The sequence below is a fragment of the Methanococcoides sp. AM1 genome, assembly GCF_900774055.1.
Classification (GTDB): Archaea; Halobacteriota; Methanosarcinia; order Methanosarcinales; family Methanosarcinaceae; genus Methanococcoides.
Genome location: NZ_CAAGSW010000002.1, coordinates 244,469 through 265,546, shown reverse-complemented (window position 1 = coordinate 265,546; position 21,078 = coordinate 244,469). Strand labels below are relative to the sequence as shown.

The following is a 21,078-nucleotide window of genomic DNA, read 5'->3' as shown; positions in this document are numbered from 1 at the left end:
TACCTTTTTCTTCTAATCTGCTTTCACCATTCATAATGGAGGCATCTATCTTGAGAACACAATGTAACCCCTCCCGATTTATATCGAACAGTATGCAAAAAGTACCCCCATCAGGCATTCGGAAGTTCTTTGATATGGCGTCCGACAGTGAGGATGTCATCTCCCTCGGAGTTGGAGAGCCTGATTATGTGACACCATGGCATATCCGGGAGGCGTGCATACACTCAATTGAACACGGGGAAACATCATATACCTCTAACTATGGGCTCATGGAGCTTCGTGAAGAGATCTCAAGGTCATACACAAAACGACACAACGTCTACTACGATCCAACAGATGAGATACTGGTAACCACAGGCGTCAGTGAAGCACTTGACCTTGCAATACGGGCCATAGTGAACCCCGGCGACGAGATCATCGTTGTACAGCCCTCATATGTAGCCTACGTACCTTCCATAATATTCGCAGGCGGAGTTCCTGTTACCATTGGTGCAAAAGGAGAGAATGATTTCAGGATCACAGCCGGAGAGATCGAGGCCGCCATCACGAAAAAAACAAAAGCGGTCATCATAAACTATCCCAACAATCCTACCGGCGCCACAATGGACAGAGATGAACTGGAAGCAATTGCAGACGTCATCGTAGAACATGACATCATGATGATATCCGATGATGTTTATGAGAGGCTTACCTATGAGGGGAAACACACATGTTTTTCAGCCCTTGAAGGAATGCGTGATCGAACCATCATGTTGAACGGATTCTCAAAGGCATATGCAATGACAGGATTCAGGATGGCATATGCAATAGCAGCCCCCGAGATAATTAATTCGATGATGCTCATCCACCAGTATTCCATGCTCTGCGCTCCGATAACTGCCCAGGTCGGTGCCATCGAGGCACTCCGCAATGGCGAGGAAGAAGTTAGCAAGATGGTGCGAGAATACGACCGTCGCAGGAAGCTCATCGTCGGCGGATTGAACGATATCGGACTGGATTGCTTTAATCCGAAAGGTGCATTCTATGCATTCCCATCCATCAAGAGCACAGGGCTGACATCTGACGAATTTGCAGAAAGGCTGCTTCAGGAGCAGAACGTTGTCACAATTCCGGGAGATATCTTCGGCGATACAGGAGCAGGATTCCTTCGCTGTGCTTATGCAGCATCAAGAGAAGATATCAAGGAAGCTCTTGACAGGATAGGTACATTTGTTGACGGATTATGAGAAAAAACTCATTATCCTTCTTTTTTTAAAATATCAAGTACAATACCGAATATTATCAGTTTTTGTAAGAACCGGTTAGTTCCCAAGGAGTTCTTCATCGATATTCTCGATCAGGCCGCTGACCTTCTCATACCACTGTTCGACATTTTCCTTGAGCATTTCCTTGACCCTCTTAGGATCAACAGCCACATATTCATAAAAGTAGCCACCAATATCGATGGTCTTGGTCTCACGATAGACAAGTCCGCATGAGATAAGGTTCTGTAATGAGCGGTATGCAGTACTTCGCTCCCTGTTAAGATGTTCTCCCAGACTTTCAGCGGTCATGGGTCCATTGGCAAGCAAGCATTTGTATGCATCCATATCAAGTGCCTTTAAACCTAAGATACACTTTGCCACATCGTCACATTCACAGTTAGCCCTTAACATTTCCCGAATTGATGCTGTCATTATTCACCACTTATTATTTACTGATACTTAGAAAGCACTCTTGTACAGTTTATACAAAACCATAATATTCACGTCGTTAATTATATATATAGTTTATCAGAATCCTCACATCTTGACAACTATAATTCCTGAAGATGAACGTTCAAGTGAACCGCTGGACACAGAACGCCTGATATACCACCCAGACATGATACGTGCAAATGAATGGGTACTTTCCGAATACCAGCCCCCTACACGGGATTTTTGTATCTTTGTACCCTGTGCCATGAGGAAACCATATCATACCAGCCCCTCACACAAGATGTATGACCGCATTATCTTCGGCATACTCGAACAAGAGGATGCACATGTTGTAGTATTTGGCACCTGTGGGATCACACCGCGCGAGATCGACACAGAGTACCCTTTTACTGATTATAAGTTCATGATGGGAAAGTGCAATGTCGCTAAAATAAAGCGTGACTTTATTAAAATGGAAAGCGAGAGGCTTGCAAAGTATCTGGAAAGAACACGCGATAATTACAAGCACCGAATAGCATATTGTATCGGCGATTTCAGGACAGCCATGGAGAAAGCAGTTGAAATTACCAACATTGACGTTGTCATTGTTCCTGACAGGAAGACTATGGAAGAGGTCGCGAACCCAAATAAGCGTTTTAAGTACGGAAGTCTCAGTCAGCGCCAGTATCTTCAGGATTTTTCAGACTCCATCACAGATACACTGGATATTCCGGAACGTACCGTGGGAGTTCATGATGACCACTCAACTAACGATATGGACTGGTATCTTTTGTAATTACTTCTGACAAATAGAGCAGATCACATATTGGATAATTAAATAAAAATCGAATAAGTGCGACTGCGAACAAAAAACAAACGAAGTATAATTAAAAGTAAAAAAGGAAGGTACCTGAAAGGCACCTTTTCATTTATACGTTAATATTATTTTTCAAGATATGGTGACTGAGCAAGCACAGCCATACCACTGTCAGAAATATTGAGCACCCTAACCTCGTTGATGGTGCCTGAACCTCTGAGCTTCATTACATAGATGGTACGCTGAAGGTTGCTTCCTATGATCTCGCGACCCAGTTTGACAACAGCATCTGCACCATATTCCACCATCTCATCCAGTCCGAACATAACACCAACGGTTACGAGAGCTGTAACATCACGTTTCCTGAAGATACCAAAGATATCATCGATCAATGTGCGCAGCTTGTAGTTGGACTCAATTGCGAGGAACATTGCTTCAATGGAATCGATGAATACACGATCAGGTTTTGTTTCCTCGATCTTGCTTTCCACCAGTTTCTTGAAGCTCTTGATAAGCTCTGTCGGAGCGATCTCCACACTCTTCTGGAGACGAAGGCTTGGGTCTGTGATGTCTACAAATACCAGCTTGCCTTCTGCGACCATGGAATCGAGATCCCATCCGAATGATGCTTGCATTTCACGTACAAGAGACTTGGATTCCTCGGATGTGATGATGCACATCACAGTTTCGCCTTTTTCAATACCTTCCAGCAGGAATTGGGTTCCAAAGATAGTTTTTCCGGTACCGGACTTTCCTGAGACAACATTAGCAGTCCCTTTGAAGAAGCCCCCACGTAACATTTCATCCAATCCACGAATTCCCGTGCTAACCCTTTCTTGAGTTACTTCATCAGCCATCTTTACACCTGATAATATAGTTAGATCATGTAGATATTTTTAAAATAGAATCTTGAGATTCTGACAGAACATAATGAATACTTCTTCCCACTACTCATATAGACAAGCACCCATTGGTATCTGTGTTATCTATACCAGTATGCCTTGTTATGATATAAAAAATGATTTATTTTCCACACCGATGATCAGAATTAAACTATCAATTCGACCATCTTTCGCCCATCAATTCAGCCCTCAATACTGACATCCTCTTCCCTTACGACCTCAAGGAAAATATCACGATACATCAACTTCTCTATCGTTCGGGAAACATATCCACGATGCTGATGTTTCTGGATATCCTCATTAAGGCGCATATCCGAATCGACCTGCACCCTTATAAGACATAATCTGAACTGCTCTGCATCCTTGATCTCCATCATATAGAACTTCTCCAGAAGGAAAGGGAGAAGGTACGGATCATCTATTGCCTCACACAGAAGAAGCTGCTCTTCCGGAATATTATGAATGTCAGTACCAGCAGCATTATCGCCCGTAACTATCCTTACTGTTTGCATGGAATATTTTTTATCACCCAGAATTGCAAATTCAACCATATTTAAGCTCCTTGAATATTAGAAGTATCATCTCTTTTCGAGGATGTCTTTGCAGCGTTTCAGATCTTCCGCTGTATTTATGTTCAACGCTATCTCAGGGTCTTCAAGCATGTAATTATGATAATCCTGCTCCTCATTGATGTGCTTCCCATCAAGAATATTGATGCCAGCAGGTACAATTAGTTTTCCGCTCCAATTGAAGACTGTGTCGGGTCTTATACCAACCTCACTGCAAAGAGAAAGCGGGATGAAGACCGACATGGAAGCCTTTCCACACGATTCATAAGCATCAATGATAGAATCCAGAAGTTCCGGCGTCACAAGAGGAAGATCAGACATTATGATCATCACAGGGCCATCTATACCGGAACTCTCCACAGCATAGACCATATCCCCAACATAGTTATCACCTGCTGTATTGACAGCCTGTATGGGGTCACCATACTGCTCCCTTACAAGCTCTTCAGTAGCGGGCGTTGAAGGAGACACTGCTACGAATATGCGTTCGATGTGCGAAGCCTTTTCCAGAGAATCGATCACGTAACTTATGAGAGGTTTGCCAAGAAGTTCGACGCATGGTTTCTCACCCATACCAAGTCGAAGTCCCTGACCACCTGCCATTATAACAACGTCCAAAACAATCCTCCATTTCCATTATTGATAGCGATCACCATAAGAGTTATTGCGATCAGTACAATGACACGTGCGATCTCGTTGGCAGTTCCGATACAATCCCCGTTCACACCTTTGAAATGACGGTTTGAGATGTTAATAATAACAAATGCAGTCATTATGGCCGCCAGGTATCCAATAACACCGATAGAACCGAAAGCCAGTACACTTGCTACAAGACCAAGTATGAACGACACCACATATCTCGGGAAGGTCGTACTGTTGATTATCATGGAACCAAGACCTTCGTGGATGGGTTTCCCAAATGCAGCAACCGTAAGCATAGCCTGCTTGGCACCGATCTCCGCGACAAGCAGTGAGACTGCAAGCATTAACGCAGCATTGTCAGAGAAGAATATGAGTTCAGCCTGAAGAGCAGAAATTGATGCATACAGAGCAAGCAATGCAAGAACTGTATAACCCACCCCCCCGATACCAAGGGCAACATCCTTGAGCGCTTTTATCTTCTTTTCAAGTGAACCATGAGCAGTAGCCCCATCACCAAAATCACCCAGTCCATCGAGATGGTTCAGCCCTGTAAGATAGTAGATAAATACCATAATAAGAACTGCACTGATCTGGTCCGGCATCACGGTCTCAGTAATAAAAGCAAAGGCCCCGATCATAAGACCAAGGACCACACCTGCAATTGTCTGTAGATAGCTACGCTTTACCAGCTCATCCAATCCTTCCATTGTAATACCCACAGGTATAGTGGAAAGGAATCCAAAACTTGTCTTAAGAGCGAGCAAAAAATTGTTCATGCTGCTATCACACCACTTACATCTTTATTTTTACGTGACTTTTTTTCAGTTTCAGCAGCTTCAGCCATACCCCTTGTATACATGTTAGCTGAAACCCCACCGATAAGACCACCGATGACATCGTCCATGAATGGACCTAACTTAGAGAGGATACCGGGTTTTTGTTTATCGAACCTCACAAACTCGAACATGCCTTTATCACCACTGATATACTTGGCAATGCTCATTCCGATGACCTCATCAGCGATGATGAATGTAAGATCTTTCTCATAAGAACTTCTACTGATATTTGGCAGCTTACCTTTCTCGCCATCCCTTTCCAGAAGGATGCCGGAATAGATCAAAAGGCAAAGGTTGGCATCAGATACAGCGATATCAAGCTCCTTCCTGAAACGCTCTTCTGCAATCTCCCGGGTCTCCAGACCGGGATGCGGAGCATAAAGCTCAAGAGCAGTATCCACAAGCATATCCACGGTTATACCTTCTTCCTCCAGTATGTCAATGATATCGTAGTTGATATCACCATCCAGTTCTTTTGGCTGGTCCTTTTTCAGGTCCTGAGAGTCTATATCTGAAAGTTTCATAATGATCACTCACATGGTATGATTATATGTAGTTGATTATAACTGAAATTAGATAGATTAAAACTGCAAACGAGATCACTGCAAGTATCGAGGCTGCAGCAATTACCACCGATGCTTGTTTTATATCTTCTGCTACAGGCATTGAGAAGTCCTTGCCGATCACATAGGTATTCGGTTTCTCCAGGCGCACACCAAGCACACCGGCCATAGAAGCCATGGGATAACCTGAATTTGGTGATGAGCAGGAGCGGCAGTCGCTGGTAGCACACCTGATCGCACCGCCATGGTCAAGTTTCTTTTCTTTTGAGATCATTCCTGCAAGGACAGATCCAAGAGTAATGTAAATAACACAAATACGTGCAGGTATCCAGTTGAGGACATCGTCGGTCTTTGCTGAGAAGTACCCAAGGTCCCTGTGTTTCTCATCCATGTAGCCCACCATTGAATCGAGGGTGCTCACTGCCTTGAACACGTATGCACCTATTAGTCCATAAGGGCCGAGGATTGCATAATAGAACAGCGGACTCAAGATACCATCCACAAAGTTCTCAGAGCAGGTCTCGATCACAGATGAGGATACCTGACCTTCGCTTAACTGTGAAGTATCTCTGCTTACATACATGGACAACTTCTTGCGTGCAGAAGGCAGATCACCTTTTACCAGTTCAGTATTGACCTCGATGCCAGCCTCTATAAGGCGGCGTATGGCAAAGGTGGACTTGAGGAAATAAGCTTCGACAAGAAGTACCACAAAACCAGGTAGTATCGAGAGGTTTGCAACCAATAGTACAGCGTAGCCGATAGATGATGCGAAGAGTATAACGACAAGGGCGAACACCACACCATAGAGCTTTCTGTGTGTAGCAGGTGCTGATCTTTTGAAGAAGCCGATCAGATTGCCTATCCAGACCACCGGATGCAGAGCTGTTGGAGGTTCCCCTATCAACAGGTCAAATACAGTTGCAAGAAGAAGTACCGATATTAGATGGTCAGTACCCGGAAGGAACGGTTCTATCATAGGAGAGGCTCCACGACCTTAGTCCATGCTTTTTTCAATTTGTCATCCATATTGCCTTTGTATGAGAGCTCATTGAGTACCTGTTCCACCACGTCCTTCTGGTGTACTACTACACAGTCCTCACAGCTCCATACCTTACCACCACTTGAACGGTCCACCCATTTGCCACCGGTTCGTTCATCCTCACATTTATAGAACGGACAGAAACAGAATGTACAGTCCTGTCCGGGGAAATGATGACACGGATAGTATGAACAATCGGTGTTAGGACCATGTGGTTTTGCATCTCCGCCCTCAAGCATACAGATAAGATCAGATCTTGCATTCTCCCGTGCTTTTTCAACTACAACCTTTCCTATTGCACGTGAAAGCCGGTCAGTCTCCTCCTTAGGTCTGACAGCTACCCTGACATAATCAGTTCCCATAAAAGGGAATGAACTGCAGTTCCTGATAAGCACTCCATGTGAAGCAAGACGTTCGGTCAGTTCGGTCGAATCAAATGCCGAATCGCGTATGTCTACAAGAATGAAATTGACCTTTGTGTCTATCGGGACGAACTTGCGTATCCTTGAGATACGTTCTATGAGATATTCCCTGTCCTTCTTTATGGCTTCACGGGACTGAACAAGATAAGGACTGTCACATCCACCTTCCATGTTCATCAATGCTACACCGATCTCCTCGGGGATAGAACCAAGGTTCCATGAAAGTCTTGCAGTATTAAATGCTTCTGCCATTCTTTTTGAAGCCACACCAAAACCAATACGTACCCCTGGAATTGCAAAATCCTTGGTCAGCGAGCGAAGTATGAACAGATGATCATTATTTTCAACCATATCAGCAATGCTCTGGGACGGATCATCGGCAAGTTCAATGAAAGCTTCGTCGACGAACAGAAGTGTGTGATTCAATTCGCACCTTTTCGCAAGGTCCAGAAGATCATCCCTATTGCGCAATTCACCGGACGGGTTGTTTGGGTTGCATACAAAAAGCAGCTTTGCACTTTCAAGGACAGTATCCGAAAGCCCCATGACGTCTTCCTGTTTTATGTAGCGTACATCTGCCCCGGCAACTTTGCATTGCTGCTCATACTCTGCGAAAGTGGGGTGGGGTATGAGAACAATATCATCATGGTCCAGCACTGCTTCTGCTACGAGCCTTATGATCTCGCAGGAACCATTGCCTGGAACAATATTATCAGCAGAAAGTCCGTTTCCAAGTAAATTAACCGCTGCAGAACGATATTCAAGATAGCGATTATCCGGATACTGGGTAAATCTTTGCGCTGCCCGTTCCATGACATCATCAAGGTCAAGGCCGCCTGAAGGATGATCAAAAGGGCTCCCCAGAGGATTAAGGCTGGCGCTCAGGTCCAGCATATCCGATTCAGGAATGCCATAACGGTCAGCCATCTCACGAATAAGGCCACCGTGAGCAGGACAGGCTAGTTCTACAACATGATCTTTAAGAGGGATTTGTTTTTTGTGCGACACGCTTATCGAATAATGTAAAGAACAGCAAATATATTAAGTTATTCAATTTAGGTTTCTTTAAGGGAATATGAGATTGAATTAAAACCGATGCTGTAACCAACAAATTTCGGAAGTAAAACAAGGGAAAAATAAAGAGAAGCTAATCAGTTTGGTTTGATTCAACCACAACAAGCATTCATCTCAACAACATTTCTTCACATTTGTGAAGACTTTCCACGGAATCGACACTGATCGCAATTTCAGGAATATCAACAAGGTAATCAGTATCTTCCTGTTCCACATCTATAGTTACTGAATCAAGGATATTGATCCCCACAGGAACAAGCATTTCACCTTTTTTGTTGAAAACGGTACCCGGCCTTAACCCAAGTTCACGATACAGACCAATGGGAGCGTAGACGGACATGGCAGGGAAGCCAAATTCATCATAGGCTTTTACCATCATATCTATATGCTCCGATGTGACCAGTGGGAGATCCGGCATCAACACCATCACAGGACCGGTGCTCCCGGAATCCTTTACGGCATTTACCATATCACCTACATAATTGTCTCCCGAGGTCCTGAGAATTGAAACCCTGCCCTGGAAGGAATTTTTCACACATTGTTCAGTATCCGGAGAATACGGAGACACCTGAACGAATACCCGGTCAATATGCATTGCACCAAGAAGGGAATCAAGAAGATAATTGATGAGTGGCCTATCCATGAGCATGACACATGCTTTCTCCTCCATACCTAACCTCTGCGCCAGGCCACCTGCCATAATGATAGCATCCATTTCAATTCTCCATATTACAGGCGATCGGAAAACACGCTCTTTTAAGAGAGCATGAACAACCAATCAAAGATTGGGAACCATTACTTTTTCCCAGGCTACTTTCAGGTTATCCTCTGTCTCAATATCACGCATGAGAATCTTCAGAACGTCCTGCACAACTTCTTTCCGGTGCATTATAGTGCAACCCTCACAGCTCCAGACCTTACCACCAGTAGTACTGTCTATCCACCGCCCTCCTGTGCGGAGATTCTCGCAAGGGTAAAATGGACAGAAGCAGAAAGTGCAGTCCTGCCCCTGGAAGTGACATGGATAATACTCACAGGTATTTCGGGATGCAGGTTCACCGGATGCCGCACACTCTATAGTCTGCTTTAATTTCTCCTCGGCATAATCCTTTCCTGACTCGGTCAGAACATCTCCAATAGCCCGGATCAGACGATCGGTCTCATCCCGGGAGCGAACTGCGATCCTGATGAAATCATTGTCCAGCAAATAGAAAGAACTGCAATCCCTTACAAGGATACCATGGGATGCAAGCCGTTCTGTGAGTTCAACAGAGTCCATCAAAAGTTGACTTATGTCAACAAGAACATAGTTCACAGTGCTTGGAAGGGGTTTAAAACCATAGATCCCCGAAAGACGCTCTACAAGGTAGTCCCTCTCCTGTTCAATAAAACTGCGAGATCTTTCAAGGTATTTACTGTAACATCCGCCTTCCATCTCCAGAAGGGCCGTACCCACAACATCAGGAACTGAACCAAGGTTCCATGAAAGTCTTGCAGTATTCAATGCAAGCGCCATCTTCTCAGATGCAACACCAAATCCCAGACGGATGCCAGGTATTGCAAAGTTCTTGGTCAGGGAACGAAGTACAAAAATATGATCATTTGTCGCAGCTACATCCGCCACGCTTTGTGAAGGGTCAGCAAGTTCGATGAAAGCTTCGTCGACGAACAGAAGAGTACCGTTTGCCTCACAACGCTTAGCAAGGTCAAGGATATCGTCCCGAGAGATCAATTTACCAGTAGGATTGTTAGGATTACAGACAAAGAGGATCTTTACTTCATGCAATGCCTCATCTGAAATATCCATCAGGCCTTCATGCTCAAAGTAACGGATGTTCGCACCCATTATCCTGCACTGCTGCTCATACTCATCAAAAGTTGGCTGTGGTATGCCTACAATATCATCTGTATCAAGCATACACTCTGCAACAAGACGTATGGTTTCGCAGGAACCATTTCCGGGAACTATGTTCGCGGCACATATCCCACCATCCAAAAAAGATGCGGCAGCTTCTTTGTACTTAAGATAACGGTTATCAGGATAGTGATACATTCCCGGCTTCGAAGCGGCAAAGAGAGAAGACAGGTCAAGACCGTATTCCGGATGATCGAATGGGCTGCCTAAAGGGTTCAGGCTTGCGCTCATATCTATGATATCCGACTCAGATACCCCGTATTCCTGTGATGCTTTTCGCACAAGACCACCATGTGATGCGGGCACAAGACCTACGATATGTTTTTTGAGAGGCAAGCTTCTTTCATCTTCCAGATTCATCGTCACGTTAATCGTCCTATGATAGGAACAAAAGCTATATTAATTTATGTAAACTTTTCTTTAGGAACTTCGACCTTGTATTTTCGAGCAGTTTATTTTCCGAAGAGAAACGGCATCTATAGCAAACATACCATACCATTACTAAAATTGACCAACTGCAAGTATTCACAGATATGAATTGCAGAAAAAACAATTAATCCGAAATTGTTAAATATGGAACCCAGCAATGAGAGTGTATCAGTGGTGTCATTAGGTATTATATCCACCAGATGTTCACCACGAATATGTAAGGAAAGCCAGAGTATCCATAAACATTTGTCATACACAACATGGAGACTTGATCATGTAGATCGAACGGACTCTAAATCCGTTCAGCCGGGTTAGATTCCCGGAGTTTCCGCCAGATGGACATGGCTTTCCATTAAAACATATTAGCACCTCGATGTGAAAAGCATCGGTGTAAGTAAAGGATGATGATAATATGAAGTACTTCGCAATAGGAGCATAGGCCTATGGAAAAGCAATTACTGGATGTTCTGGTCGGGCTCAACGGAGTCTGGCTATCGCGAAGCGGATTACTTCATGGGATAAGAGACTTTGATATCACAAGGAATCACATTCATATTGAAACCGAGTGTGGGGCACGGTTTACAGTAAGAAATTCCAGATCCAGCCGTTCTGCAAGATCACTCCGGAACAATAAGTACCGCAAGCCTTGCAAACGCTGTCGTCCAAGTGACGAACAGATCAATCGTTTTGTCAAAAAGACCTTCAAAGAGAGAGGACAGACCGTTAGTGTGTTCTCCACAAAGAAGCCGACTCCCAGGAAGCCAAAACAAGCTGTTGTTAAATCCGTTTCAGTTTCTACACCAACTCCGACAACCTCAAGTGAAGCAGCCCCTGCTAAACCTGAGAACAATGGAGCAAAAGAAAACAACAAGCCGGAAGTGAAATATTCACCTTCCCAGATCGAGAGGCTGAAGACATTGATGGCACCTGGTGACAAGATACCGGTCCAAGGCGAATTACCAGAATTCAGGGAACTGGAAAAGGAACTGATCCAAAGACGCCGTCAAGACCTCATATCGATGTATGAAGAGGACAGGGAAGATCGTCTTGGTAAACTTGAAAGGACGATAACCGAGTTCTTCGTGGAAAGAGGCTTCCTTGAGATCAAGTCCCCGATAATGATACCATTTGAGTATGTTGAAAGAATGGGAATCGATAAGGACGATCACCTCTACAAGCAGATATTCCGTGTGGGAGACAACATGTGCCTGCGACCAATGCTGGCACCCTGCCTGTACAATTACCTGCGAAAGCTGGACAAAGTACTCCCTGACCCCATAAGGATATTCGAGATTGGACCCTGCTACCGCAAGGAATCCGATGGCAGCAGGCACCTGGAAGAGTTCACGATGTTGAACTTCTGCCAGATGGGATCCAACTGCACAAGGGAAAACCTTGAAGGTACCATCAGCGAATTCCTCGAGTACCTGGGCATAGAATATCAGATAGAAGCAGATGACTGCATGGTCTATGGAGACACCATAGACATTATGCATGGTGACCTGGAACTTTCCTCAGCAGTTGTCGGACCTATTCCGCTTGACAGGGAATGGGGAGTTGACAAACCATGGATCGGAGCAGGTTTCGGATTGGAAAGATTGCTTAAGGTAAAGCATGACTACACCAACATACGCCGTGCAAGCAGGTCTGAATTGTACTACAACGGGATCAATACTAATCTGTGAGGTGAACATCTTGTTTAATAACATGGATAATGAAGACCTTGACAACTATGCAGAGCAGATCATAGACGGGTCACAGTTGTCCGATGACGACATCAGGAGACTTCTTGAAACTGAAAGCCCTGGTGAAATTGAAAAGCTGCACTATGTTGCACGACACATCAGGGACCATTTCTTCGGAAATAAGGTGTTCATGTACAGCTTTGTCTACTTTTCTACATACTGCAAGAACAAATGCACATTCTGTTACTATAGGAATGCAAATGATATTGAGAGGTACCGTCTTAGCACGGAGGACATCAGGAAGATCTGCCAGGTGATCAAGACCGAAGATGTACACATGGTCGACCTCACAATGGGAGAAGACCCATACTTCCACAACAAACCTGAACGACTGGCAGAATTTGTCAGGACCGTAAAGGAAGAGGTGGGAAAACCCATCATGGTCTCCCCGGGAGTTGTTGACAACGATACCCTTGAAATGCTCAGGGACAACGGTGCCAACTTCCTTGCCCTGTATCAGGAAACCTATGACATGGAACTGTACAAGCAACTAAGGGTCGAGCAATCATTTGAAGGCAGGATCAATTCAAGGAATCATGCTAAAAGGATCGGCTATTGTGTTGAAGATGGCATCCTGACAGAAGTCGAGCCGGATATTGAATCCACGATCATATCATTAAGAGGATTAGCAACATCCAATCCGGATATGGTACGTGTGATGACATTCCTCCCACAGCAGGGAACACCACTGGAAGGAAAGGAAATAAAGGACAGTTCATCGGAGCTCAAGATCATCTCAATACTCCGCCTCCTCTACCCGGACAAGCTTATTCCGGCATCACTTGACCTTGAAGGGATCGATGGAATGGTCCACAGGCTCAATGCAGGAGCAAACGTTGTCACTTCCATAATATCTTCTAACTCATCCCTTGAAGGTGTCGTTAACTACGACAGGGAACATGCCGAGAGGGACAGGGACGTTAAGAGCGTTATCGCCAGACTGAAAACAATGGGTATGGAGCCCGCAGAACAAAGCGAGTTCGAGAAGTTGTTGGGGCGATAGGATGACGACGATCTGTCTAATAGGAGGCAAGCTTCAGGGATTCGAAGTGAGCTATCTTGCCAGGAAAGCGGGGATGAATGTTGTTCTGATAGACCGGAACGAGAAACCCCTTATCCGCAATGTTGTTGACGATTTCTTCTGTTTTGACATAATTCAGGAACCGGAAAGGTTTATCGACATTTCAAGGGATGTCGATGCCATAATACCGGTCAATGAGAACCTTAATACACTGAACTTCATAAGGGATATCAGCAGCAAGCTGGATTGTCCCGTTCTTTTTGATTTTGATGCATACCACATCAGCATGAACAAAAACAGGTCAAAGGAATATTTTGTATCCATAGGAGTACCAACTCCGGATGATAAACCATCCCAGCCACCATATTTTGTAAAACCGCCATGCGAAAGCAGCAGCATTGGAACTAAGATAATCTACGATAACAGCGAGCTTGAAGGCCTCGACCCTTCCATGATGATCGAGGAATATCTGGAAGGTGATGTCGTATCACTTGAGATCATCGGTGATGGCAGCCATTTTGCAGTGGTGAAGGAAACAAAGGTACATATCGATGACACATACGATTGTCATATGATAACGCCTATCGACCATGACCCTGAATTCAGGCAGATATCATACCAGCTTGCAGCGAACCTCAACCTGAAGGGTATCATGGATGTGGAAGCAATCGCTTCTGACAGGGGCCTGAAGGTCCTTGAGATCGATGCCCGTTTCCCAAGCCAGACACCAACGGCAGTATACCATTCAAGTGGTATCAACCTTGTAGAGATGCTGATGCAGGCTTACACTGATGGTGTAACTGAGATTGATAAGGCACCTGAAAAAGGATACTGCATCTTTGAGCACTTATTACTGAAAGATGGAGAACTTGTGCCCGTGGGAGAACACATCCTTTCCATGGGAGACAGCTATGACAGGTTCCATGAGGAGAACGGACTTGAAATATTCAGGTCTGATGGGAAGAACACTGTGTTCACTTTCATCTCAAGGGGTATCAGTGAAGATGCAGCACAGATCGCACGTAACAGAGGAATTGCATATATCGGACATAATTATGGATTATAAGAGGTAATCACTATGGCACTATTGACACCTGAAGACCTGGAAGACCTGTTGAACAAACTCAACATGAACAATAACATTATTAAAGAAGCTACTGGGATGGACATCGCACAGATATGTAAGGGCGTCTATGACACAAACCCGGATTCCCAGAAGGTAGGTATCGTACCCATAACTTCAGGCAACGGCATAATCGGAAATTTCTCAGCATCCTTGCTTGCAATAACCGAATATTTCGGACTTGAAGGTTTTATTACTGAGCATCCTGACATAACAGGATACCATCAGGCAGTGGCAGGTGGTGCGGACATAATACTGATGGCAGATGACCACATATTCATTGCCCACAACCTGAGGAACGGTAAGATAGCAACCAACCATGTATGCACCGGTGTGATCTATTCAGAGATAGCTTCAAGATATAAGCACACCGATTCAAAGGATGTACTGGTCATAGGTCTTGGACGTGTAGGTTATGCCGGTGCATCACACCTTGTAGAAAAAGGATTCAATGTATATGCATGCGATCCGAACACCGATTTCATGAACAAGGCAATAGAAGAACTTGGTGTGAAGGCCTTTGATATTGAGAGACAAAGGAAGTTCTCGATGGTCTTTGAGGCAACACCAAATGCAAATACCATCTCAGAAGGAATGATCGCAGAACGTTGTCTTGTATCAACGCCCGGCATCCCATGCGCCCTGCCAGATGAGCTTGTCGAGAAGTACGATATTGACCTTGTTATGGAACCACTGGTTATTGGAGTAGCAGCAATGCTTTACTCAGTTTTTTAATAGTAGAGTAAAAAAAGAGACTGTGTTTATGCAGAAAGAAATACCTGCTAAAAACATGCCAAAAATTACTAAAATAAATCCATAATACTTGTCCAATGCGACTATTGCAATTGATTTTCATCAAACAAAAAGGTATATATATGGCAAATACATAGCGTATGTACCTTTTTAGCGATTATAAAGGATTTAAATTAAGGAGAATGTAAATGTCCGAATACACACAGAAGGAAAGATTAATTCGCGTACTGAATGGTGAGAAAGTTGACAGGATGCCAGCTGTCTGTGTCACACAGACCGGAACAGTAGACCAGATGGAAGCAATCAACGTTTTCTGGCCAGAAGCAAATTATGATGCTGCACAGCTTGCTGCACTCGCAGAAGCAGGTCACACAGAGATCGGTTTCGAAGCAATCCGTGTCCCATTCGACATCACCGCAGAAGCAGAGTTCTTCGGCAGTGGAATCAAGGACGGTACAAAGGTACAGCAGCCATCCGTCATCAGCCACGTTGTAAACAACATCGACGACCTCAAGCAGTTCGAAGGATACGATGTTACAGACACAAGCAAGAGAACCTCCATTGTCCTCGAATCAATCAAGATCCTCGCTGACAAGTATGGAGAAGAAGTCCCAATCATCGGAAGTATGATCGGTCCTTTCTCACTTGCACAGCACATCACCGGTGACTCCTGGTTCATGGACATCATGACAAAAGAAGCATACGGTCTTGAGATCATGGAGTTCACAACCGACTTTGCAATCAAATACGCACTCGCACAGGTAGAGAGCGGAGCAAGTGTATTCTCCATCATTGACCCAACCGCAAGCTACTCACTTATCGGTGCAGACTTCTACGCAAAGTTCGTAGTACCATTCCACCAGAAGCTTATTGACGCACTCCACGAGAAGGGCGTACCAGCTGTACTCCACATCTGTGGTGACACAACAGAAGGTCTTGCACTCATGGAGACCTGCGGTGTAGACGCAATCAGTGTCGACCAGAACGTTAACGCAGCAACAGCAGTCAGCAAGGTAGAGAAAGCACTCATCGTCGGTAACCTCGACCCAGTCAACTGCCTCTGGAACCAGAGCGTAGATTTCGTCAAAGAAGAGTCCGCAAGAGTACTCAAAGAGCTCGATGGCAAGGGACTTCTCTCACCTGGCTGTGGTATTGTAAGCCAGACCCCAACCGAGAACCTCCAGGCAATGATCGAAGCAGCAAAGAACTGGACTTACTAAGTCCAATTCTTTTTTCTTTAATTTCTTTTTTTAATTCATTTAATATCTGAACTTCATCCAGTCCTAACTTATTCTGATTGGAGTCAAGTCCGTACTGATTTTATTCAGTTCAGAACTTCACCCTGAGCTTGTCCAGTATTCATTCAATTTTGATCTGTAGTATTCAAAATCAAAAAAGACTATCTTCAGCATCCAACCTTATCCAAATAACTTAAATGCGCCAGATCAAAGGAAATTTTGTTGGCTTCCTATTGAACCTCTCAAAGATTAAAATGCACAAACGAGAGTAAATATATCAAGGTTTCCCATTAACTTTAAATACTTCATCGTATATGAGCATAATAAATCAAAATCAAAGATATACGAGAGGTAAAAAGATGAAAGTATGCGTACCTTCTGCAAAAAATGGCGGATTAGAAGATAATGTCGGACAGCACTTTGGAATGGTTCCTGTCTATACTGTACTTGATACAGAGACTGATGAGGTTCAGATCGTAGAGAACACGAGCGAGCACAACGGAGGCGTTGGACTGCCACCTGAGCTACTATCGAAAGCAGGTGTCAATGTAATGCTTTGCGGCGGACTTGGAACAAAAGCTGTTACCATGTTCTCTAACTATGGGATAGAGGTATTCGTTGGAGCACAGGGAACGATAGAAAAAGCCATATCCGACTGGAAAGAAGGCAACCTTGCAAGTCCAAACAGTGAGAACGTCTGTCAGGGACACGATCACGACCATGATCACCAACACTGAATGATATCATGAAGATCGCAATAGCAAGCGGAAAAGGAGGGACCGGCAAGACCACCATCGCTGTGAACCTTGCCCTTTCACTTCAGGATGTACAGCTTTTCGACTGCGATGTTGAAGAACCGAACTGCAATCTGTTCCTCAATAAGGAACTGGAGCAGCTCACAGAAGTAACATCCATGATCCCCGAAATTGTGGAAGAGAACTGCACATATTGTAAGAAATGTTCTGACTCCTGTCGTTTCAACGCGATCGCAACCCTTCCGAACAAGATCCTGACATTCCCAACATTATGCCACAGCTGCGGAGGATGCATGATGGTCTGTCCTGAAGGAGCCATACAGGAACACGAGATCGTCACAGGGATCATCCGGAAAAGTTCCAGAGGAGATAAGAAAGGACCTGAACTCTACGAAGGATTACTGGATATCGGCCAGACCATGGCATCACCCGTGATCAGTGAGCTCAAGAAGAACATCGACCTGGGTAGGACAGCCATCATTGACGCACCACCAGGTACTGCGTGCCCGGTCCTGACAACACTTGAGGATGTTGACTACTGCGTCCTTGTTACAGAACCCACCCCTTTTGGATTGCATGACCTGAAGCTGGCGGTGGAAGTAGTCCGAACACTTGGGATCCCACACGGGATCATCATCAACCGAAGTGGTAGCGGTGATGATAGTGTTGAAGAATATTGCATGAAGGAAAATATCGAGATACTTATGAAGGTACCCAATGACACAAAGATCGCGCAATTGTATTCAGAAGGGATACCATTTGTGCAGGAAATGGGACATTGGAAAGAGAAGTTCATAAGACTCTACAGCTCGATCCAGAACAGATATGGCAGGGAGATAGAAGCATGAAGCAACTTGTCATCATCAGCGGAAAAGGCGGAACAGGGAAGACTACTATCACCGCTGCAATTGCATCAATGGCAGAGAAGGCCATAATCGCAGACTGTGATGTTGATGCCCCGAACCTGCATCTGGTCCTGGGGCCTGAGATAATAGAGACCTCCGACTTTTACGGAATGGACATTGCACATATCGATACTGAAAAATGTATCGGATGCAACATATGTATCGAGAATTGCAATTTCGATGCTATATATACAGACCATACCATAAACAATTGCAAATGCGAAGGTTGTGGGGTATGTGAATATATTTGCCCTGAAAATGCCATCAAAATGATAAATAACCCCTCTGGAAGTGTCTTTGATTCCATGACCAGATATGGTCCAATGGTACATGCAGAGCTCATGATCGGAGAAGAAGCAAGTGGCAAATTGGTCACTGCAGTAAAAGAACATGCAGCATCACTTGCCAATGAAAATGGAGCCGAGCTAATAATATGTGACGGACCCCCAGGAACCGGATGCCCCGTAATAGCAGCCATTACAGGTGCAGACCTTGCCCTCATTGTAACAGAACCAAGCTTGTCCGGAATACACGATCTCGAAAGGATCATACAGGTAACTGACCACTTCAGGATACCGGCAATCGTCTGTATTAATAAATATAACATCAATGAAGGGAACACAAAGCAGATCGAAAGTTCCTGCAAGGAGAATGGCATAGTGGTAGCAGGAAAGCTTCCATATGACACGATCCCGAACAAAGCGATGATCGGAAAAAAGACTGTCATTGAATATGCAGACAATGGGTTCTCAAAAAATCTCAGGGAAATCTGGAAAATTGTGAGGACAGAGCTCTGTGAAGATCCGGGATCCGGAAAATAAATTAACGTTTAAGAGGTGAACAGGTCATGAAATGTGCATCCTGTGATACAAGAAGATGCAGGCAGGGAAAAGATTGTACTCCAAGAGAAGTACAACCGGAATATACTTCAGAAGACCTCGAGATGATGAAGGCCGCTTCAAAGATAGAGGCGAACTTCTACATGCAAAAGACAAGGCTTGAAGAGCTGGTCCTTTTTGCAAAGGAACTGGGATACCGAAAGCTAGGTGTCGCTTTTTGTGTGGGCCTTGAGAATGAGGCAAGGACCTTTTGTAAGATACTTGAGAAAGACTTTATCGTAGAGTCCGTATGCTGCAAGATATGTGGCGTAGACAAGGAAAAATACGGACTGGATAAGATAAGGGACGGAAGGGAAACTACCTGCAACCCCATTGCACAGGCAATGATGCTCAACAGAGCAGGTACCGAACTTAACATCATAGTCGGGCTCTGCATGGGCCATGACATAATGTTCAACAAGTATTCAGAAGCACCTGTTACTACATTCATTGTGAAGGACAGGGTACTAACACATAATCCTGCAGGAGCACTTTATTCCGGATATTACCTGAAGAACCGTTTCGGCGTGGAGAAGATGTGATGGAAATTACCATCGTCTATGACAATGAAGCAAAACCTGGTCTCAAAAAGGGCTGGGGATTTTCCTGTTATATCAAAACTGAAGACAGGAAAATACTGTTTGACACCGGGTGGGACGGTTGTGCATTACAGAGCAATCTTTCAGCACTTAACATCCCGGTCGAGGATATCGATATTCTTGTACTTTCCCACCAGCACTGGGACCATATCGGCGGAATTCCGGAAATACTGAATGCTAACAGTGATATTGATGTCTACATCCCTGCATCATTTTCCGAGAAACTTAAAAATGAAATAGCATCTCATTCTACTTTGCACGAGATCACCGAAAGATCCAGAATATGCAACAACGTCTTTTCTACAGGTGAACTCGGGAATAGCCCGAAAGAGCAGTCACTAATGCTCAAAACAGACACCGGGATATATGTTATTACAGGCTGTGCACATCCGGGGTTGGAAGCCATTATAGGAGCAGCAGCAGCCGAAGGGAATGTTCGTGGAATCATCGGAGGATTGCATGATAGCCAGGAATATGATCTGCTGAACGGACTGGAATTCATAGGTGCCGGACATTGCACATCGAATATTGCCACCATCAGAACAAGATTCCCAAACTCTTTTGTACCTATTGAAGCAGGATCACGTTTCAAGCTCTGAATTGTCCGATCGTACACTTTCCGGATGACTGAAAATGTACACAATGCAGAAGTATATCAAACAATGAGAACATATTCTTCCAGAGAAAAGGTGAGAATATGAAAATTGCTATACCCAGCACGGAAAAAGGCGGATTGGATGATGACATCGAACTCCATTTCGGAAAGGCTGCAACATACACGATCTACGACAGTGAAACAGAAGAAGTTGAGATCATTGAGAATACAAGTGTCCATGTGGGAGGGAAAGGTCTTCCACATGAACTTCTTGTAAAATCTGGAGCAGATGTTGTCCTATGTTCAGGGGTCGGACAGAAGATCGTTGACCTGCTGAACGAAAATGATATTGAGATCTTTGTAGGCGCTGATGGCACGGTACAGGATGCCATTAACTCCTGGAAAGCAGGGGATCTCTACCGACCGAAGAGCATAAACCTGAGCAAGGATCACGGATTCGGATTGACACAGCATAGCCTTTGAAAAGAAAGGGCGATGTTATTTCAGAAGAAGTAATATATAAATATCATTGAATTATAGTCATAAGCAGCAGCACATATCCCTTCTTCCAACAATCAT

Annotated in this window: 23 protein-coding genes; 13 read left to right on the top strand and 10 right to left on the bottom strand. The window is 44.5% G+C overall.

Annotated elements, in window-relative coordinates:
- The first annotated feature begins 50 nt into the window (after positions 1–50).
- Positions 51–1,226, top strand: a complete 1,176-nt coding sequence (locus E7X57_RS03985) for an aminotransferase class I/II-fold pyridoxal phosphate-dependent enzyme (RefSeq protein WP_135611238.1) — start codon at positions 51–53, stop codon at positions 1,224–1,226.
- Positions 1,227–1,301: 75 nt separating this feature from the next.
- Here the strand turns inward: E7X57_RS03985 and E7X57_RS03980 are convergent, their stop codons facing one another.
- Positions 1,302–1,676, bottom strand: a complete 375-nt coding sequence (locus tag E7X57_RS03980; RefSeq protein ID WP_135610795.1) for a helix-turn-helix domain-containing protein — start codon at positions 1,674–1,676, stop codon at positions 1,302–1,304.
- Positions 1,677–1,788: 112 nt separating this feature from the next.
- On the opposite strand from E7X57_RS03980, the gene E7X57_RS03975 reads away from it, so the two are divergent.
- Positions 1,789–2,472 (top strand): DUF5591 domain-containing protein, encoded by a 684-nt coding sequence (locus E7X57_RS03975; RefSeq protein WP_135610792.1) that lies wholly within the window; start codon positions 1,789–1,791, stop codon positions 2,470–2,472.
- A gap of 146 nt (positions 2,473–2,618) precedes the next feature.
- On the opposite strand, the gene E7X57_RS03970 is transcribed toward E7X57_RS03975, so the two are convergent.
- The 9 genes from E7X57_RS03970 to cobD (E7X57_RS03930) all read right to left on the bottom strand — a co-directional run bounded on the left by E7X57_RS03970 (position 2,619) and on the right by cobD (E7X57_RS03930) (position 10,818).
- On the bottom strand, positions 2,619–3,350 hold the full coding sequence (locus tag E7X57_RS03970; protein WP_135610790.1) for an ATPase domain-containing protein: 732 nt from the start codon (positions 3,348–3,350) through the stop codon (positions 2,619–2,621).
- A 227-nt stretch (positions 3,351–3,577) separates the two neighbouring features.
- On the bottom strand, positions 3,578–3,946 hold the full coding sequence (locus tag E7X57_RS03965; protein WP_135610788.1) for a hypothetical protein: 369 nt from the start codon (positions 3,944–3,946) through the stop codon (positions 3,578–3,580).
- 27 nt (positions 3,947–3,973) lie between these two features.
- On the bottom strand, positions 3,974–4,582 hold the full coding sequence (locus E7X57_RS03960; protein WP_135610786.1) for an NTP transferase domain-containing protein: 609 nt from the start codon (positions 4,580–4,582) through the stop codon (positions 3,974–3,976).
- Positions 4,567–5,382 carry an adenosylcobinamide-GDP ribazoletransferase gene (gene cobS, locus E7X57_RS03955; protein ID WP_135610784.1) on the bottom strand — a complete coding sequence of 272 codons (816 nt, stop codon included), beginning with the start codon at positions 5,380–5,382 and terminating at the stop codon, positions 4,567–4,569. The genes E7X57_RS03960 and cobS overlap by 16 nt, the downstream gene beginning before the upstream one ends.
- Positions 5,379–5,966 carry an alpha-ribazole phosphatase CobZ gene (gene cobZ, locus E7X57_RS03950; protein WP_135610781.1) on the bottom strand — a complete coding sequence of 196 codons (588 nt, stop codon included), beginning with the start codon at positions 5,964–5,966 and terminating at the stop codon, positions 5,379–5,381. The genes cobS and cobZ overlap by 4 nt, the downstream gene beginning before the upstream one ends.
- 22 nt (positions 5,967–5,988) lie before the next feature.
- On the bottom strand, positions 5,989–6,984 hold the full coding sequence (locus tag E7X57_RS03945; protein ID WP_135610779.1) for a cobalamin biosynthesis protein: 996 nt from the start codon (positions 6,982–6,984) through the stop codon (positions 5,989–5,991).
- Positions 6,981–8,477 (bottom strand): threonine-phosphate decarboxylase CobD, encoded by a 1,497-nt coding sequence (gene cobD / locus E7X57_RS03940; RefSeq protein WP_135610777.1) that lies wholly within the window; start codon positions 8,475–8,477, stop codon positions 6,981–6,983. Before cobD (E7X57_RS03940) ends, E7X57_RS03945 begins: the two co-directional genes overlap by 4 nt.
- 175 nt (positions 8,478–8,652) lie before the next feature.
- Positions 8,653–9,258 carry an NTP transferase domain-containing protein gene (locus tag E7X57_RS03935; protein WP_135610775.1) on the bottom strand — a complete coding sequence of 202 codons (606 nt, stop codon included), beginning with the start codon at positions 9,256–9,258 and terminating at the stop codon, positions 8,653–8,655.
- A 63-nt stretch (positions 9,259–9,321) separates the two neighbouring features.
- The gene (gene cobD / locus E7X57_RS03930; protein ID WP_210409029.1) at positions 9,322–10,818 is read right to left on the bottom strand and encodes a threonine-phosphate decarboxylase CobD; all 1,497 of its coding nucleotides are present in this window, start codon (positions 10,816–10,818) and stop codon (positions 9,322–9,324) included.
- A 512-nt stretch (positions 10,819–11,330) separates the two neighbouring features.
- Between cobD (E7X57_RS03930) and pylS the strand changes: the two genes are divergently transcribed.
- The 11 genes from pylS (at position 11,331) to E7X57_RS03875 (ending at position 20,982) form a co-directional block, all read left to right on the top strand.
- Positions 11,331–12,572 carry a pyrrolysine--tRNA(Pyl) ligase gene (gene pylS / locus E7X57_RS03925; RefSeq protein ID WP_135610773.1) on the top strand — a complete coding sequence of 414 codons (1,242 nt, stop codon included), beginning with the start codon at positions 11,331–11,333 and terminating at the stop codon, positions 12,570–12,572.
- Between the two features lie 10 nt (positions 12,573–12,582).
- Entirely contained in the window at positions 12,583–13,635 is a 1,053-nt protein-coding gene (gene pylB / locus E7X57_RS03920) for a methylornithine synthase PylB (protein ID WP_371413157.1), read from the top strand.
- 1 nt (position 13,636) lies between these two features.
- On the top strand, positions 13,637–14,719 hold the full coding sequence (gene pylC, locus E7X57_RS03915) for a 3-methylornithine--L-lysine ligase PylC (protein WP_135610771.1): 1,083 nt from the start codon (positions 13,637–13,639) through the stop codon (positions 14,717–14,719).
- 12 nt (positions 14,720–14,731) lie between these two features.
- On the top strand, positions 14,732–15,511 hold the full coding sequence (pylD, locus tag E7X57_RS03910) for a 3-methylornithyl-N6-L-lysine dehydrogenase PylD (RefSeq protein ID WP_135610769.1): 780 nt from the start codon (positions 14,732–14,734) through the stop codon (positions 15,509–15,511).
- 206 nt (positions 15,512–15,717) lie between these two features.
- The gene (gene mtbA / locus E7X57_RS03905; protein WP_135610767.1) at positions 15,718–16,749 is read left to right on the top strand and encodes a methylcobamide:CoM methyltransferase MtbA; all 1,032 of its coding nucleotides are present in this window, start codon (positions 15,718–15,720) and stop codon (positions 16,747–16,749) included.
- A gap of 377 nt (positions 16,750–17,126) precedes the next feature.
- The gene (locus E7X57_RS03900; protein WP_135610765.1) at positions 17,127–17,504 is read left to right on the top strand and encodes a NifB/NifX family molybdenum-iron cluster-binding protein; all 378 of its coding nucleotides are present in this window, start codon (positions 17,127–17,129) and stop codon (positions 17,502–17,504) included.
- An 8-nt stretch (positions 17,505–17,512) separates the two neighbouring features.
- The gene (locus E7X57_RS03895; RefSeq protein ID WP_135610763.1) at positions 17,513–18,370 is read left to right on the top strand and encodes an ATP-binding protein; all 858 of its coding nucleotides are present in this window, start codon (positions 17,513–17,515) and stop codon (positions 18,368–18,370) included.
- Complete coding sequence (locus E7X57_RS03890) at positions 18,367–19,248, top strand: ATP-binding protein (protein WP_135610761.1); 882 nt, start codon at positions 18,367–18,369, stop codon at positions 19,246–19,248. Before E7X57_RS03895 ends, E7X57_RS03890 begins: the two co-directional genes overlap by 4 nt.
- Positions 19,249–19,274: 26 nt before the next feature.
- On the top strand, positions 19,275–19,847 hold the full coding sequence (locus E7X57_RS03885) for a DUF1847 domain-containing protein (protein ID WP_135610759.1): 573 nt from the start codon (positions 19,275–19,277) through the stop codon (positions 19,845–19,847).
- A complete protein-coding gene (locus E7X57_RS03880) occupies positions 19,847–20,503 on the top strand; it encodes an MBL fold metallo-hydrolase (RefSeq protein WP_135610757.1) in 657 nt (218 codons plus the stop codon). Before E7X57_RS03885 ends, E7X57_RS03880 begins: the two co-directional genes overlap by 1 nt.
- A gap of 98 nt (positions 20,504–20,601) precedes the next feature.
- A complete protein-coding gene (locus E7X57_RS03875; RefSeq protein WP_135610755.1) occupies positions 20,602–20,982 on the top strand; it encodes a NifB/NifX family molybdenum-iron cluster-binding protein in 381 nt (126 codons plus the stop codon).
- The last annotated feature ends 96 nt before the right edge of the window (positions 20,983–21,078 follow it).

Excerpts from the sequence above, each read along its gene's own strand:
- mtbA (WP_135610767.1), top strand. The coding sequence starts at position 15,718 with ATGTCCGAATACACACAGAAGGAAAGATTAATTCGCGTACTGAATGGT.
- E7X57_RS03875 (WP_135610755.1), top strand. The coding sequence starts at position 20,602 with ATGAAAATTGCTATACCCAGCACGGAAAAAGGCGGATTGGATGATGAC.
- E7X57_RS03970 (WP_135610790.1), bottom strand. The coding sequence starts at position 3,350 with ATGGCTGATGAAGTAACTCAAGAAAGGGTTAGCACGGGAATTCGTGGA.
- E7X57_RS03885 (WP_135610759.1), top strand. The coding sequence starts at position 19,275 with ATGAAATGTGCATCCTGTGATACAAGAAGATGCAGGCAGGGAAAAGAT.
- pylS (WP_135610773.1), top strand. The coding sequence starts at position 11,331 with ATGGAAAAGCAATTACTGGATGTTCTGGTCGGGCTCAACGGAGTCTGG.
- cobS (WP_135610784.1), bottom strand. The coding sequence starts at position 5,382 with ATGAACAATTTTTTGCTCGCTCTTAAGACAAGTTTTGGATTCCTTTCC.
- E7X57_RS03945 (WP_135610779.1), bottom strand. The coding sequence starts at position 6,984 with ATGATAGAACCGTTCCTTCCGGGTACTGACCATCTAATATCGGTACTT.
- E7X57_RS03895 (WP_135610763.1), top strand. The coding sequence starts at position 17,513 with ATGAAGATCGCAATAGCAAGCGGAAAAGGAGGGACCGGCAAGACCACC.
- E7X57_RS03965 (WP_135610788.1), bottom strand. The coding sequence starts at position 3,946 with ATGGTTGAATTTGCAATTCTGGGTGATAAAAAATATTCCATGCAAACA.
- cobD (WP_210409029.1), bottom strand. The coding sequence starts at position 10,818 with ATGAATCTGGAAGATGAAAGAAGCTTGCCTCTCAAAAAACATATCGTA.
- E7X57_RS03900 (WP_135610765.1), top strand. The coding sequence starts at position 17,127 with ATGAAAGTATGCGTACCTTCTGCAAAAAATGGCGGATTAGAAGATAAT.
- pylD (WP_135610769.1), top strand. The coding sequence starts at position 14,732 with ATGGCACTATTGACACCTGAAGACCTGGAAGACCTGTTGAACAAACTC.
- cobZ (WP_135610781.1), bottom strand. The coding sequence starts at position 5,966 with ATGAAACTTTCAGATATAGACTCTCAGGACCTGAAAAAGGACCAGCCA.
- E7X57_RS03935 (WP_135610775.1), bottom strand. The coding sequence starts at position 9,258 with ATGGATGCTATCATTATGGCAGGTGGCCTGGCGCAGAGGTTAGGTATG.
- E7X57_RS03890 (WP_135610761.1), top strand. The coding sequence starts at position 18,367 with ATGAAGCAACTTGTCATCATCAGCGGAAAAGGCGGAACAGGGAAGACT.
- E7X57_RS03980 (WP_135610795.1), bottom strand. The coding sequence starts at position 1,676 with ATGACAGCATCAATTCGGGAAATGTTAAGGGCTAACTGTGAATGTGAC.
- E7X57_RS03880 (WP_135610757.1), top strand. The coding sequence starts at position 19,847 with ATGGAAATTACCATCGTCTATGACAATGAAGCAAAACCTGGTCTCAAA.
- pylC (WP_135610771.1), top strand. The coding sequence starts at position 13,637 with ATGACGACGATCTGTCTAATAGGAGGCAAGCTTCAGGGATTCGAAGTG.